General features: G+C 71.2%; 14 protein-coding genes and 1 pseudogene. 8 read left to right on the top strand and 7 right to left on the bottom strand.

The window, feature by feature from the left end; genetic code table 11:
- Positions 1 to 130 precede the first annotated feature (130 nt).
- The 4 genes from ACYSUO_RS42075 to ACYSUO_RS42060 form a co-directional block, all read right to left on the bottom strand.
- Complete coding sequence (locus ACYSUO_RS42075) at positions 131 to 607, bottom strand: thioesterase family protein (RefSeq protein ID WP_461781484.1); 477 nt, start codon at positions 605 to 607, stop codon at positions 131 to 133.
- Positions 604 to 1584: a 3-hydroxyacyl-CoA dehydrogenase NAD-binding domain-containing protein gene (locus ACYSUO_RS42070; RefSeq protein WP_461781483.1), complete on the bottom strand. Its 981-nt coding sequence runs from the start codon at positions 1582 to 1584 to the stop codon at positions 604 to 606. Before ACYSUO_RS42070 ends, ACYSUO_RS42075 begins: the two co-directional genes overlap by 4 nt.
- Positions 1585 to 1625: 41 nt before the next feature.
- Positions 1626 to 2516: a beta-keto acid cleavage family enzyme gene (locus tag ACYSUO_RS42065; RefSeq protein WP_403714980.1), complete on the bottom strand. Its 891-nt coding sequence runs from the start codon at positions 2514 to 2516 to the stop codon at positions 1626 to 1628.
- 138 nt (positions 2517 to 2654) lie between these two features.
- Positions 2655 to 3509, bottom strand: a complete 855-nt coding sequence (locus tag ACYSUO_RS42060) for a TetR family transcriptional regulator C-terminal domain-containing protein (RefSeq protein ID WP_461781482.1) — start codon at positions 3507 to 3509, stop codon at positions 2655 to 2657.
- Between the two features lie 266 nt (positions 3510 to 3775).
- On the opposite strand from ACYSUO_RS42060, the gene ACYSUO_RS42055 reads away from it, so the two are divergent.
- The 7 genes from ACYSUO_RS42055 (at position 3776) to ACYSUO_RS42025 (ending at position 11568) form a co-directional block, all read left to right on the top strand.
- Positions 3776 to 4753, top strand: a complete 978-nt coding sequence (locus ACYSUO_RS42055) for an ABC transporter substrate-binding protein (RefSeq protein ID WP_461781481.1) — start codon at positions 3776 to 3778, stop codon at positions 4751 to 4753.
- A complete protein-coding gene (locus ACYSUO_RS42050) occupies positions 4750 to 5529 on the top strand; it encodes an ABC transporter permease (protein WP_461781480.1) in 780 nt (259 codons plus the stop codon). Before ACYSUO_RS42055 ends, ACYSUO_RS42050 begins: the two co-directional genes overlap by 4 nt.
- The gene (locus ACYSUO_RS42045) at positions 5526 to 6326 is read left to right on the top strand and encodes an ABC transporter permease (RefSeq protein WP_461781479.1); all 801 of its coding nucleotides are present in this window, start codon (positions 5526 to 5528) and stop codon (positions 6324 to 6326) included. The genes ACYSUO_RS42050 and ACYSUO_RS42045 overlap by 4 nt, the downstream gene beginning before the upstream one ends.
- Entirely contained in the window at positions 6319 to 7218 is a 900-nt protein-coding gene (locus ACYSUO_RS42040; protein ID WP_461781478.1) for an ABC transporter ATP-binding protein, read from the top strand. Before ACYSUO_RS42045 ends, ACYSUO_RS42040 begins: the two co-directional genes overlap by 8 nt.
- Before the next feature lie 67 nt (positions 7219 to 7285).
- Positions 7286 to 9040 carry a sensor histidine kinase gene (locus ACYSUO_RS42035; RefSeq protein WP_461781477.1) on the top strand — a complete coding sequence of 585 codons (1755 nt, stop codon included), beginning with the start codon at positions 7286 to 7288 and terminating at the stop codon, positions 9038 to 9040.
- The gene (locus ACYSUO_RS42030; protein WP_461781485.1) at positions 9037 to 9675 is read left to right on the top strand and encodes a LuxR C-terminal-related transcriptional regulator; all 639 of its coding nucleotides are present in this window, start codon (positions 9037 to 9039) and stop codon (positions 9673 to 9675) included. Before ACYSUO_RS42035 ends, ACYSUO_RS42030 begins: the two co-directional genes overlap by 4 nt.
- Positions 9676 to 10053: 378 nt before the next feature.
- The gene (locus tag ACYSUO_RS42025) at positions 10054 to 11568 is read left to right on the top strand and encodes a long-chain-fatty-acid--CoA ligase (RefSeq protein WP_461781476.1); all 1515 of its coding nucleotides are present in this window, start codon (positions 10054 to 10056) and stop codon (positions 11566 to 11568) included.
- Positions 11569 to 11617: 49 nt separating this feature from the next.
- Here the strand turns inward: ACYSUO_RS42025 and ACYSUO_RS42020 are convergent, their stop codons facing one another.
- Both ACYSUO_RS42020 and ACYSUO_RS42015 read right to left on the bottom strand, forming a co-directional pair.
- On the bottom strand, positions 11618 to 11833 hold the full coding sequence (locus ACYSUO_RS42020) for a hypothetical protein (protein WP_461781475.1): 216 nt from the start codon (positions 11831 to 11833) through the stop codon (positions 11618 to 11620).
- The gene (locus ACYSUO_RS42015) at positions 11830 to 12240 is read right to left on the bottom strand and encodes a DUF1622 domain-containing protein (RefSeq protein WP_461781474.1); all 411 of its coding nucleotides are present in this window, start codon (positions 12238 to 12240) and stop codon (positions 11830 to 11832) included. Before ACYSUO_RS42015 ends, ACYSUO_RS42020 begins: the two co-directional genes overlap by 4 nt.
- A gap of 166 nt (positions 12241 to 12406) precedes the next feature.
- Between ACYSUO_RS42015 and ACYSUO_RS42010 the strand changes: the two genes are divergently transcribed.
- Positions 12407 to 13177: a sulfite exporter TauE/SafE family protein gene (locus ACYSUO_RS42010; protein WP_461781473.1), complete on the top strand. Its 771-nt coding sequence runs from the start codon at positions 12407 to 12409 to the stop codon at positions 13175 to 13177.
- Positions 13178 to 13230: 53 nt separating this feature from the next.
- On the opposite strand, the pseudogene ACYSUO_RS42005 reads toward ACYSUO_RS42010, so the two are convergent.
- Positions 13231 to 14243 (bottom strand): annotated as a pseudogene (locus tag ACYSUO_RS42005) (MFS transporter); the annotation flags it as partial.

Here is a 14243-nt window from a genome sequence, read left to right as displayed (position 1 = left end):
CGCGCCCCCGCACCCCGGGCCCGCCCCCCCCCCGGGGGGCCCGGCCCGGCCTTCGGTGCGGGGCCCCCGGCCCGGCCCCCCCCCACACCGGCGGGCGGGGCCCCTGCACGTCAGGTGGTAGGCGTCTTTGTCAGACGACGGCGATCGACCGGCCCGCCCACTCCGGGGCGGGCTCCGTCAGCTCGGTGAAGCGGTCACGGACCGCGGCCGGGAACTCGGCCGCCTTGCCCGCCTCCTGGTCGACGTGGATCGCGAGCAGCTCGGTGGTCGCCACCGGGGCCGCGTCCGGGCCCGGCTCGGCGGCCTCCTCGTCGACCACGAACATCTCGTGCGTGAAGCGCGCCTTCTTCGACGCCGCCCCCAACACCCGCGTACGGATGGCGAGATGGGCGCCCTCGGGAACGTCGCGCAGATAGCGGATGTGCGACTCGACCGTGTAGAGCGAGCAGTGGGTGGACTCGCGGTACGTCGAGTCCAGGCCCGTCTCGATCATCATGGCGTCGGTGGCGTGACCGAAGGCGAGGACGTAGAACGCCTCGCTCATGTGACCGTTGTAGTCGATCCACTCGGGGCGGACCGTGCGGTGCAGCAGGGGAAGCGTGCTCATCGCGGGTCGGCCTCCCCGTTCTTGTTGCCGTTCAGCCGGCCCGTCGCGCGCAGCACGTCGATGACGCCCTGGTCGCGCTCGGCGACGAGCTCGGCGATGGAACGGCCGTCCGCGGCGACATCGCAGCCCGCGACCACGGAGTCGTACAACTCCTTGTCCAGCTCCGGGGCCTCGAGCCGCGTCCACGGCGACTTCAGGGACGGGCCGAAGTGGTCGAGCATGTGCGCCATGCCGCCCTCGCCACCCGCGAGCGCGAACGTCAGCATCGGGCCCATGAAAGCCCAGCGCAGGCCGGGGCCCTCGGTGATCGAGTCGTCGATCTCCTTCACCGTCGCCTCGCCGTTGGCGACCATGTGCAGCGCCTCGCGCCACAGGGCCTCCTGGAGGCGGTTGGCGATGAAACCGGGCACCTCGCGGTCCATGGTGATGACCGACTTGCCGGCCACCTCGTAGAAGCGGGAGGCCCAGGCGGTGGCGTCGGCGTCGGTCTTCTCGCCGCCGACGACCTCGACGAGCGGGATCAGGTACGGCGGGTTGAACGGGTGCCCGACGACCAGGCGCGCGGGGTTCGCGGCCGTGGTCTGCATGTCGGTCATCGGGTAGCCGGAGGTCGACGAGGCGATCACGACGCCGGCGGGGGCGGCCGCGTCGAGCCGGGACAGCAGATCGCGCTTGAGGTCGAGGTCCTCGGGGGCGCTCTCCTGCACGAACTCGGCGTCGGCGACGGCCTCTTCGAGGGTCGGGCATACCGTGAGGCGCTCGCGCGAGGCGCCGTCGGCGAGGCCCATCTCGGTGAGGGCGGGCCAGGCGGCGTCGACCAGGCGGCGCAGCTTCTGCTCGGCGTCGGGGGCCGGGTCCCAGGCCGTGACGTCGTAGCCGCGCGCCAGGAAGTGGGCGACCCAGCCGCCGCCGATGACGCCGGCTCCGACGCACGCGACCCGGCGGACGTCCTCGGGAGCGGTGAGGGGGGAGGTCATGAGGGTGGTGTTGCCTTCCGGTTGCTTACTGAGGGGAGACGTCAGGAGCGCGGCTTGAGGCCGAGCAGCGCGCGGGCCTCGTCCGGCGTCGCGACGCGCGAGCCGAGGGACTCCGTGATGGTCACGGCGCGCTCCACGAGCTGGGCGTTGGTCGCCTTGTTGCCCTTGCCGAGGTACAGGTTGTCCTCCAGGCCGACGCGGGCGTGCCCGCCGAGCAGGATCGACTGCGCCACCCACGGCATCTGCATGCGGCCGAGCGCGAAGCTGGCGAACTGGGCGCCCTCCGGCAGCATGTTGACCATCGACTGCAGCACGCCCGGGTCGGCCGGGGCGCCCCACGGGATGCCCATGCACAGCTGGAACACGGTCGGGTCGTCGAGCAGACCCTCCGCGAGCAGCTGCTTGGCGAACCACAGCTGGCCGGTGTCGAAGATCTCCAACTCCGGCCGCACGCCCAGCTCCTGGATGCGCTTGGCGCCCTGGCGCAGCATGTCGGGCGTCGACACGTACAGGTTCGAGCCGTCGCCGAAGTTCAGCGAACCGCAGTCGAGCGTGCAGATGTCGGGCAGCAGCTCCTCGACGTGCGGCAGCCGGTCGAGGCCGCTGACGAGGTCGGTTCCGGGCAGGTGGTTGAGCGGCTCGTCCGGGTCGATGACCAGGTCGCCGCCCATGCCGGCGGTCAGGTTGATGACGACGTCGGTGCCGGTCTCCTTGATCCGCTCGACGACCTCGCGGTACAGCTTCGTGTCGCGCGAGGGGTCGCCGGTCTCGGGGTCCCGTACGTGGATGTGCACCACGGCAGCACCCGCGTCGGCCGCCTCGACGGCGTTCTTGGCGATCTGCTCCGGAGTGACGGGCACGTGCGGGCTCCGCCGCACGGTGTCACCGGCACCGGTGAGAGCGGCGGTGATGATGACGTTTTCAGTGGGCATAGGGGGACCTCCCAGGTGTCTTGCCGCGTACGGCGGCCGTGCATTTCGAGCGGGTGGGCAAATCAAGCGGGTGGGCAAATCAAGCCCCGCTTTGGGACGAGAGCCAGCGGGGTCCGGGGCAGAGCCCCGAGTCGTCGACTACGGCTTCGTGATCACGCCGTCCACGTAGGAAAGCAACGCCGCATGCATCGCATCGGCGGCACCCGCGGCCGATTCCCGGCTCACGGAGAGGGCCTGCGTGGCCAACCCATCGATCAGCGCGGTCAGCGCATACGCCGCGGCGTCCGGCTCGACGGACGACCGGAACACACCCTGGTCGACCCCGCGACGGAGGACATCCGCCACGGTCTCCCGCCACTGCCGGTAGTAGTCCGTGTGCAACCGCCCCACCGTCGTGGACCGCGCCGCCTCGGCCCACAGGTCGAGCCACACCTTCCACTGCCGCCGCTGCTGCTCCGTGCGCGGCGTCTGCAACTCGATGAGCTGCCGCAGCTCCGCCGCCGCGTCGTCCGCCTCCGCGAGGTGGGCGGCGCGGCGCGCGGTGTCCTCGTCCATGCACCAGCGCACCGCGGCCTCCAGGAGATCTGCGCGGCCGGGGAAGTGGTAGTGGATCGCGGCGGTGCTGGTGGCGCAGGCACGGGCGATGTCGGAGACCCGCACCGCGTGGAACCCGTGCTCGGCGACCAGCCGGACCGTCTCCTGGACGATCTGCAGCGGCCGCCCGCCCTCCACGGAAGCGGGCACGGGCGCCGCGGCCTCGGCCTCCTGCGGCCGCGCGCCGAGCAGCCAGCCCGGGTCGACGCGCGCCTCGTCGGCGATCCGCGCCAGCTCCGCCACCGTGAACCGGCGGGTCCCGCTCAGTGAGCGGGAGAGCTTCGACGGATCCATGACGATGCGGCGCGCGAACTCGCGCTGGCTGACACCGGCCGCCGTGATGACCTCACGGACGCGGGCGGCGGTGTCGGCAGGGCTTGCCTCGTTGCTGGATTCCACGGGGCACGACCCTAACCACATGTTGAGAAGAACTCAACACGATGTCCCTCAATCAATGGAAAACGCTGGCCATTGAGCCTCTGACTGTCCCATCAGTCACCATCGCAACACACCGGTCGGAACCTGGCGCCCCCGCGGGCGACGCGCCACGCACCCAAAGGTTGCGCTGTGAATCGCGCCAACAGCCTTGCCCGCTAGGGGAGTTGACCCCATAGGGTGCGGGCTCTACGTTCCCGCTGAGCACCAGGGCTCCCAGGGGGATACCCATGCGTTGCACGCGCCGCACACTCACCGCTGTCACCGCCACGATGCTCCTCGCCGCCACCGCTGCCTGCGGCTCCGGCTCGGACAGCCCGAAGTCCGAATCCACCGGAGACGCCGGCACCACGAACCTCAAGATCGGCATCATCCCGATCGTCGACGTCGCACCCCTGTACCTCGGGCAGAAGAAGGGCTTCTACAAGGAGCAGGGCCTCAGCCTGTCCATGACCATGGCGCAGGGCGGCGCGGCGATCGTGCCGGGCGTGGTCAGCGGCCAGTTCCAGTTCGGCTTCTCGAACTCCACCTCGCTGATGGTCGCCCAGTCCAAGGGCGTCCCCGTCGAGGTCGTCGTCAACGGCGTCGGCTCCACGGGCAAGGAGGACGCGGACTTCGGCGCCGTCGTCGTGAACAAGGACAGTCCGATCAAGTCCGCCAAGGACCTTGAGGGCAAGAAGGTCGCCGTCAATACGCTCAAGAACATCAACGACACCACGGTCCGGGAATCGGTCCGCAAGGACGGCGGCGACCCCTCCAAGGTGAAGTTCGTCGAGCTCGCCTTCGACCAGATGCCCGCCGCGCTCGACAAGGGGCAGATCGACGCCGCCCAGGTCGTGGAGCCGGCCGCCGCCACCGTCAAGGCGCAGGGCGGCCGCGTGATCGCCTCCAACTTCGTCGACACGGCACGCAAGTTGACGGTCGCGATGTACTTCTCGTCGAGTCAATACGTGGATCAACACCCGGACATCGTCAAGAAGTTCAAGGCCGCCACCCAGAAGTCCCTCACCTACGCCAACGGCCACCCCGACGAGGTCCGCGACATCATCAGCACGTACACGAAGATCCCGCAGTCGACCCTCGACAAGGTGACGCTCCCGGCCTGGCCCGCGCAGTGGAACCGCGCCTCCCTCGACACCCTCGCCGAGCTCGGCGAGAAGGACGGCCTGTTCGAGAAGACCCCCGACCTCGACGCGCTGCTGCCGTGATCGCTGCCGTGATCCCCGCGGTGCCCGGGCTCCTCGGGCTGCTGGCGTGCGCGGCGCTGTGGGAGGCGGTGCCGCGCCTCGGCCTGGTCGACCCGGACTTCCTGCCGCCCTTCACGACGACCCTGAACGCCCTGCACGGCGAACTCGCCGACGCCACCTTCTGGGCCGCGCTCGGCGACACCCTCACCGGCTGGGCGCTCGGCCTCGCCCTCGCCACCGCGGGCGGCGTCCTCGCGGGCCTCGTCATCGCCACGGTCCCGCACCTGCGTGAACTCACCGCTTCCACCGTCGAGTTCCTGCGCCCCATCCCGTCCGTCGCGCTCATCCCGCTCGCGATCCTCCTGTACGGCACGGAGCTGCGCTCGGTCCTGCTGCTCGTCGTCTACGCCGCGTTCTGGCAGGTCCTCGTGCAGGTGCTGTACGGGGTGCAGGACGTGGACCCGGTCGCCGACGACACGGCGCGCGCCTTCGGCCTCGGTGCGTGGGCGCGCGTGCGACACGTCGTGTGGCCGACGGCCCTGCCGTACGTCATGACCGGCGTACGGCTCGCCGCAGCGGTCGCGTTGATCCTCGCCATCACCGTCGAACTCGTCATCGGCGCACCGGGCTTGGGGCACCGGATCAATGTTGCGCAGAGTTCACAGGCCGTCCCGGACATGTACGCATTGATCCTTGTCGCCGGCTGCCTGGGCGTATTGATCAACACTGGAGCGCGGTTCGTGGAACGTCGCGCCCTGTCCTGGCACCAGTCCGTACGGGCGGAGGACCCGGCGTGAACCGCCCCCTCCGCACACTCCGCGCCGCCGTCCTGGCCGTGGCCCTGCCCTGCGTCCTGGTCGCCATCTGGTGGTTCGCCTCGGCCGCCAGCACCAGCTTCTACGCGCCACCCTTGCGCACGATCCTCGCCCGCTTCGACGACACCTGGACGGCAGAGCGTCTCCAGGACGACGTACTGCCCAGCGTGCTGCGTCTGCTCGCCGGATACGCGGTCGCGGGCGTCGTCGGCGTCGCCCTCGGCGTCGTCATCGGCTCCTCGCGCCGCGCCCGCGCCGCGACCGAGCCCGCCCTGGAGTTCCTCCGAGCGGTCCCACCACCGGTCCTGGTCCCCGTGATCATGCTGTTCGCGGGCATCGGCGACACCATGAAGGTCGCCGTGATCGCCTCCGGCTGCGTCTGGCCGGTGCTGCTCAACACGACCGCGGGCGTGCGCTCCGTGGACCGGGTCGCCGCCGAGACGGCCCGCTCGTACGGCATCGGGGGAGCGGCCCGGCTGCGTCACCTGGTGCTCCCCGCCGCGAGCCCGCAGATCTTCGCGGGCCTGCGCCAGGCCCTGTCCATCGGCGTCATCCTCATGGTCATCAGCGAGATGTACGCCTCCAGCAGCGGCCTCGGCTTCGCCGTCGTGGAGTTCCAGCGCTCCTTCGCCGTGCCGGAGATGTGGACCGGAATCCTCGTCCTCGGCCTGCTCGGCGTACTGCTCGCGCTGCTGTTCCGGCTCGTCGAACGGCGGGCGCTCGGCTGGTACCACGGATCGCGCGGGGCGCGGCGGAAGGCGGGGGACGGCGGTGCTTGAGGTCACGGGACTGCGCAAGCTCTACGAGGGCTCGGGTCGGCAGGTGGAGGCGCTGCGCGACCTGACGTTCCGCCTCGGGGCGGGCGAGCTGGTGTGCGTCGTCGGTCCCTCCGGCTGCGGCAAGACGACGCTCCTGAAGTGCGTGGCCGGGCTGCTGCGGCCGACCAGCGGCTCGGTGACGCTGGACGGCGCACCCGTGACCGGCCCGCGCCCCGGCCTCGCCGTCGTCTTCCAGGAGTACGGGCGCAGCCTCTTCCCGTGGATGCGGGTCGCCGAGAACGTCGAACTCCCGCTCAGGCAGCGCAAATCGATGCCGAAGGCGGCCCGCCGCGCGCGGGTCGCGGAGTCCCTCGAAGCGGTCGGCCTCGCGGGCGTCCACCGCGCCTACCCGTGGGAGCTGTCCGGCGGCATGCAGCAACGCGTCGCCATCGCGCGCGCATTGGCGTACGAGCCGGAGGTGCTCCTGATGGACGAGCCCTTCGCGGCCGTCGACGCGCAGACCCGCGCCGACCTGGAGGACCTGGTGCGCGGCCTGTGGCGGGAGCGCGGCATGACGGTCCTGTTCATCACGCACGACATCGACGAGGCCGTGTACCTGGGGGAGCGGGTGCTGGTCCTGAGCGCGTCACCGACCGTGGTCCTGGAGGACGTGCCCGTCGAACTCCCCGTACAGCGCGACCAGTTGACGACCCGGGCCGACGCCCGGTTCACGGCCCTCAGGAGCCGGGTCCTTGAGCTGATCCGCGCGGGCGGCGGCGCGAGTGGCGGCGCGAGTGGCCCGGCGAGCGGCGACGAGGCAGGCGGCGCGGCGGCAACTGGGGAAGAGGACGGCGGGCACGGGCCGCAGGACCAGGTGATCAAGAGCCCCAGTAACCCCAAAAGCCCCCGGTGACCCCGAGTGCGCCCGCACGCCCCGCCCGATTTCCCCGGCGCACCCCAGGATGCCTTACCGTGTGGCCGTGGACAGTCAGGGTGAGCGGGCGGTTCGGCTGCGCCTGACCGGGGCCGCGGCCCTCGCCGCAGTATCGGGTGTGGCGGGCGTGTGGGCGTACGCGCGCAGTGGCGCGTCTGCGGGCGATCTCGTACGGGACCTCGCGGTCGGCTGGGCGTTCGTGGTCGCCGGGCTCGTCGCCTGGCGGCGCAGGCCCGCCAACCACACCGGGCGCCTGATGGTGTTCGAAGGCATCACCTGGTTCTTCGGCAACCTCCAGGGCACCGCCGTCCCGGCACTCTTCGCCTTCGGCGCCTGGTGGGAGGCGCTGAACATGGCGATCCTCCTGCACCTCGTCCTGTCGTTCCCCGAAGGCCGCCTGACCACGGTCCTCTCGCGCCGCCTGGTGCAGTTCGCGTACGGGCTCGTCGCCGTCGGCGGATTCGTCCGCACGCTCCTGTTCGACCCGGCGGCCCAGTCCGGGGCGACGTACCTGGACTGCCGCGACTGCGGCCCGAACCTGCTGCACGTGCCCGCCTGGGACGGCCTCTTCGGCCCGTTCGACGCCGCCTACCACGCGGCGGGCTGGGTGCTCTCGGTCGTCGCCGCCGTCGCGATCGTGCTGCGCTGGCGGAACGCGTCCGCGGCCCGCAGGCGCGCGCTGCTGCCCGCCTGGATCGGCATCGGCGTCGCCACGGTGTTCCTGATGTGGGACATGCTGTTCTACGTAGTGCCGTGGTTCGGCGGAGTCGGTTCGGTGCCCGAACAGGCCGTCTACTTGTTGTCCGACCTCGCCCAGGTCGCCGTCCCCTTCGCCTTCCTGGCGGGCCTGCTCCGCATGCGCCTGCAGCGCGCCGAGGTCAGCGGGCTCGTCATCGACATCGGCACCGACTCCGACCCCGCGCGGCTGCGCGAGGCGCTGGTCCGCGTCCTCGGCGACCCGACGCTGCGGCTCGGCCTGTGGGACGAGGAGCGCGGCGGATACGTCGACGGTTCCCGCCGCGAGATCGGCAAGGACGGGCCGGGGCGCACCCCGGTGGCCGCTTCCGACGGCCGCCCGCTCGCCCTGCTCCACCACGACCCGGCGCTCTCCGAGGACCCCGAACTCCTGGAGTCCGTGGCGGCCGCCCTGCGCCTCGCCCTGGAGAACGTCTGGCTCCGTACGCGCGCGAAGGACGTCGCCACCCGCATCGTGCAGGCCGCCGACGCCGAGCGCGGCCGCCTGGAGCGCGATCTGCACGACGGCGCGCAGACCCGCCTCGTCTTCGCCCTGATGTCCGTACGCCGCGTGCAGAAGGGCCTCGCGGACCACCCGGACGCGACGCTGCGCGAGGCCGCCGACGAGGCCGAGGCCGGCGTGCGGCACGCCATCGAGGAGCTGCGCGGCATCGCTCACGGCATACACCCCGCCGTCCTCACCCGCGAAGGGCTCGCCGCCGCCCTGAGCGAGCTCGCCGAGCAGGCCGCCCTCCCGGTCGTCGTCGCCGCCGAGTCCCGCCGCTACGACCCGCTCGTCGAGTCCACCGCGTACTTCACCGTCTGCGAGGCCCTCACCAACGCGGCCAAGCACGCGGAGGCCAGGGCCGTCAGCGTCTCGGCCCGGCACCACGACGGACGGCTCGTCGTGGAGACCGTGGACGACGGTGTCGGCGGCGTCGACCTCGCGCGCGGCACCGGCCTGCGCGGCCTCGCCGACCGGCTCGCCGCCGTCGACGGCGTACTGCACATCCACAGCCCCGCCGGGGGCGGAACCAGAATCAGGGCGGAGCTGCCGTGCGCGTGATCGTCGCCGAGGACTCGGCTCTTCTTCGGCTGGGGATCGTACGGCTGCTGACCGACGAGGGCGTCGAGGTGGTCGCCGAGTGTGCGGACACCGCGCCGCTGCTCGCCCTGGTCGCCGAGCACACCCCGGACGCCGTGCTGCTCGACATCCGTATGCCGCCGACCCATACCGACGAGGGCCTGGTCGCGGCGGCGGCCGTGCGTGCCGCGCACCCCGACACCGGTGTGCTGCTGCTGTCCCAGTACGTGGAGACGACCGCGAGCGTCCGGGCGCTCGCCCGGCGGCCGGAGGGCTTCGGCTACCTCCTCAAGGAGCGCGTCGCCGACGCGGAGGAGCTGAGCGGGGCGCTGAAGCGGGTGGCCGCGGGGGAGACCGTCGTCGACCCGCTGGTGGTGGCCCGCCTCATGGACGCGCCGCGTCCGGCGGGGCCGCTCGACGACCTCACGGGCCGCGAGCGCGATGTGCTCGCGCTGATGGCCGAGGGGCGCTCCAACGAGGCCATCGCGAACAAGCTGGTCATCGGCGGCAAGACGGTCGAGACCCATGTCCGCAACGTCTTCGCCAAGCTGGGCCTCGAGTCGGACCCGGCCGAGCACCGGCGCGTCATGGCCGTGCTGCGCTTTCTGCGCGGCTGATTCCACGCAGCCTCCGTAAAGAGCCTCCTCCGTAAGGAGGCTTCGCGTCCCTGAGGACGCTTCCCCCTCCGTAAGGAGGGAAGAGGTTCCGGCTACCCGCTCCGTCGGACGACGCGCCACCCCCGTAGCCCCCGTGCTCCCCCGAACGTCGTCCGCGGAGCGGTGCCGGACCTCAACCGTAGGCGGGCCGACCTGTAAGGACATCAGGGCCAGCCCTGAGATCCGGAAGTGACCCAGGGCACATACCGCTCGGTCGGGGTCGAGGCGTAGAGTCCCACCAGGAGGACAAAACTAGCGGCGCTAATTTACTGCTACGGAATCCCTCCCGACCTGGTCCACCGCCGAACCAGCAGTCAGTACGGAACGGAGCGCTACCCGATGGCCACCCTCTCGCTCGCCGCGATCCTCGCCGAGAACGCCCGCCGGTACCCCGACAAGACAGCCCTCGTCGCGGGCGAGCTGCGCAGCACCTTCGCCGAGCTGTGGCTCCAGGTCCGCAAGCAGGCCGCCGCCCTCGCCGAGCTCGGCGTCCGCCCCGGCGACAAGATCGCCCTCATGGCGCCCAACACCGCCGAGTTCCCGCGCGCCTACTACGCGGCCATCGCGGCCGGTGCCGCCGTCGTCCCCGTCCACCTGCTGCTGTCCGCGCACGAGGTCGAGCACGTCCTCAAGGACAGCGGCGCGACGCTCCTGCTGTGCCACCCGGCGCAGGCCAAGACGGGCGAGGCCGCCGCCGAAGCCGTCGGCATCCGCACCGTCGCGCTCGGCGCCGACGGCGAGCTGGAGAAGCTCACGGACGCCGCCGAGCCCGTCGCCACGTACGCCACTCGCGACGCCGACGACGCGGCCGTCGTCTTCTACACGAGCGGCACCACCGGCGTCCCCAAGGGCGCCGTGCTCAGCCACCTGAACCTCGTCATGAACGCGACCGTCGACGCCTTCGACTGCAACCAGTACAGCCCCGACGACATCGTTCTCGGCGCCCTGCCCTTGTTCCACGCCTTCGGGCAGACCGCCTCCATGAACGCCGTCTGGCGCGCCGGCAAGACACTCGTCCTGATGCCGCGCTTCGACGCCGCCAAGGCCGTCGAGCTGATGGTCCGCGAGCACGTCACCGTCTTCCAGGGCGTGCCCACCATGTACGTGCACCTGCTCGCGGCGGCCGAACAGGCGGACACGCTCCCGAAGTTGCGCGTCGCGGTCTCCGGAGGCGCCTCGCTGCCGGTCGCGGTCCTCGAACGCTTCGAGCAACTCTTCGGCGCCCCCGTCCACGAGGGCTACGGGCTGAGCGAGACCTCGCCCGTCGCCGCCGTCAACCAGCCCTGGTACGGCGCGAAGGCGGGCACCATCGGCCACTCCATCTGGGGCGTCGACGTCGAGGTCGCCCGCGCCGAACTCGACGACCGCATCGAGCTGCTGCCCACCGGCGAACTCGGCGAGATCGTCGTGCGCGGCCACTGCGTCTTCTCCGGCTACCTCGGCCGGCCCGAGCAGACCGCGGAGGCCCTCGTCGATGGCTGGTTCCGCACCGGTGACCTCGGCACCAAGGACGAGGAGGGCTACCTGCGGATCGTCGACCGCAAGAAGGACGTCATCATCCGCGGCGGCTACAACGTCTACCCGCGCGAGGTCGAGGAGGTGCTGATGCGCCACCCCGCCGTCGACCACGTCGCCGTCATCGGCCTGCCCGACGACGTGCACGGCGAGGAGGTCTGCGCGGTCGCCGTCCTCAAGGCCGACACCACGCTCGACGCCGCCGAACTCACCACGTGGTCCAAGGAGCACCTGGGCAAGCACAAGTACCCGCGCCGCGTGGAGTTCACCGACCAGCTGCCGCTCGGCCCGAGCATGAAGGTCCTCAAGCGCGAGCTGCGGGAGACGTACAAGGGCTGAGGACGGGCGGCCCGACAGGGCCCCCGGGGCGCCCCTGGCCGGCGGATGGTCAGAGGATCCTGCGCAGCGCGATCGCCACTGCCGTCAGGGTGACGGTGTCCCACGACGGCCGGTCGGCCAGCCGGATGAGGGCCGCGGCGGTCAGGAAGTCGAGCAGCACGGCCAGGGCCTGTCGCACGGTGTGCGTCAGGCGCCAGGCCGCCACTGCGGCGAAGAGGCCGAACGCGCAGACCAGCACGGCCGCCCGCGGCAGCCACTCGCTCATGTCGGCCGTCCGTCGGAGCCGGGCGCGGGCGCCGAGCGGCCCTGCTCGATTTCGGCCCGCTCCTGGGCGATCTCGCGCCCGAGGAAGTAGTTCAGCGCCGTACGGATGGCCGCGATGGCCGCCAGTTGGCCGATCTCCGCGAAACTCGGTGCGACCGCTGTGCGCAGCACGTCACCGGCGAGCTGGAACTCCAGGCCCAGGACAAGGAACCGCCCCAGACCGAGCCTGATCCGGCTGAATTCCGCCTCCTTGCCGCGCCTGCGCACACCTGCCCGGACGAACTGTGCGAAGGCCCATGCGGCGCCGATGAAGATGATCAGCGCGCCCGCGGTCTCGACCAGCCTCACCAGCAGGCCGATCACGTCATGCAGCGTGGACTCGGGCAGCACTTCTGCCAGCGGGGTCATGGAGGGAGACTCGTCCCCAAATGGCCTGAACACAAGGACGAGTTCGCGCCGCCGGAGGGCCGGGCGCCGTGCATCCGGGCCTACGGGTCCGGCGAAACGTAACCCGTATCACCATGTGGCGCCCCTGACGCCCGACAGATAGTTGGGTCTAGCATCTGACCCCGCTATGCACGACATATTCGGGATCACACCCTGGGAGTTCTCCGCCCTGGCCGCCGCGGCCATGGTGGTGGGGTTCTCCAAGACGGCCGTCAGCGGCGCCAATACGGTCAGCCTCGCGGTCTTCGCCGCGATCCTGCCCGCGCGCGCCTCCACCGGGGTCCTGCTCCCCATCCTGATCTGCGGCGACATCCTCGCCGTGCTCACCTACCGGAGGCACGCCCACTGGCCCACCCTGTGGCGCCTGTTCCCCGCCGTCGGCGCGGGCGTGGTCCTCGGCACGGTCTTCCTCGGCTTCGCGGGGGACGGGGCCGTACGGATGTCGATCGGCGTGATCCTGCTCGTCATGGCGGGCGTGACGGTGTGGCGCCGCAAACAGGCGGCGGCCGCCGCTGCCGAATCCGAGTCGACGCAGACCCGCGCGGCCCGCGTGAAGGCGGGCTCGTACGGGGTGCTCGGCGGCTTCACCACCATGGTCGCCAACGCGGGCGGCCCCGTGATGTCCATGTACCTGCTGTCGGCGGGCTTCAAGAAGCTCGGCTTCCTCGGCACCTCGGCGTGGTTCTTCCTCATCGTGAACTCCGCGAAGGTGCCGTTCAGCGTGGGCCTCGGCCTCATCGACGGCCGCTCGCTGCTCCTGGACGCAGCGCTCTGCCTCTTCGTCGTGCCGGGTGCCATCATCGGCAAGGCGTGCGTGAACCGGATCAACCAGCGACTCTTCGAGCAACTGGTCATCGCGGCGACGGTGTTGGGCGGCCTCCAGCTCCTGCTGAACTGAAGGCCGTTGGCGACCCCGCACCGGTCCTACACGGTGTCGATCCCGCATCGGTCCTACATGGGCACCAGGGCCCGCTCCGAGCCCGACTGGCTGGTGAGCCCCTGCGCCATGTCCTCGGCGAGCAGCCGCTTCGCGATCGTGTCGACCGCCCTCCGCAGCTCCGCGTCCGCGGGGCGGCCGACATCGGCCTCGACCTTCTGGCTCAGCCAGTCGCCCCAGGCGCTGTTGATGACCTCCGACTCCCGGTGCCCCGCCTCGGTGTGCGAGAAGTACGAGCCCGTACGCGTCAGATAGCCCTCGTCGATCATCCGCTGGAACACCGGCACCAGCACCTCCGGCGGCACCCTGCGGCGCGCCGCGATCATCCCGAGGCTCGCGTGCCCGACCATCCGCGTGAAGAAGTCCACCTGCATCACGGCCCAGGCACCCGCGATGTCGAGCCGGGTCTCGGACTTCTCCAGGATCTGCCGCGCGGTGTTGAGGTTCGTCTCCTTCACCAGGTTCGCCACGGCCCGCTCCAGCACGTGCGAGGGATCGCCCGACGACGGCTGCGCGAAGCCCTCGCCCATGTCCGAGGAACCCGCGCGCGCGGTGTCGCGCAACTGCACCTGCTTGAGGAACAGCGCCACCAGGAAGCCGATGACCGCCACCGGCACCGTGCACAGGAACACCGTATGCAGCGAATCCGCGTACCCGTTGACGATCGGCTCGCGCGCCGCTTCGGGCAGCCCGTGCAGCCCCTGAGGGCTCTGCGCGGCCTTGGCGAGGGTCGCGGGCGGGATCCCGGTGCCGGCCTGCGCCGCCTCCTGGATGCCCTGCTTCAGATTCGGCTCCAGGCTGTTGGCGTAGATCGTGCCGAACACGGCGGTGCCGAACGAGCTGCCCAGCGTACGGAAGAACGTGACACCGGAGGTGGCCGTACCCAACTCCGCGTACTCGACGGTGTTCTGGACGGCGATGGTCAACACCTGCATGCACAACCCGATGCCGAGCCCCAGTACAAACATGTACACGGACTCGAGCCACGCACTGGTCGAACTGTCCATCAGGGACAGCAGATACAGAC

This window comes from Streptomyces sp. UC4497, assembly GCF_054871485.1.
Note: the sequence above shows the minus strand (reverse complement) of the source record. Positions and strands in the feature narration are given on the sequence as shown.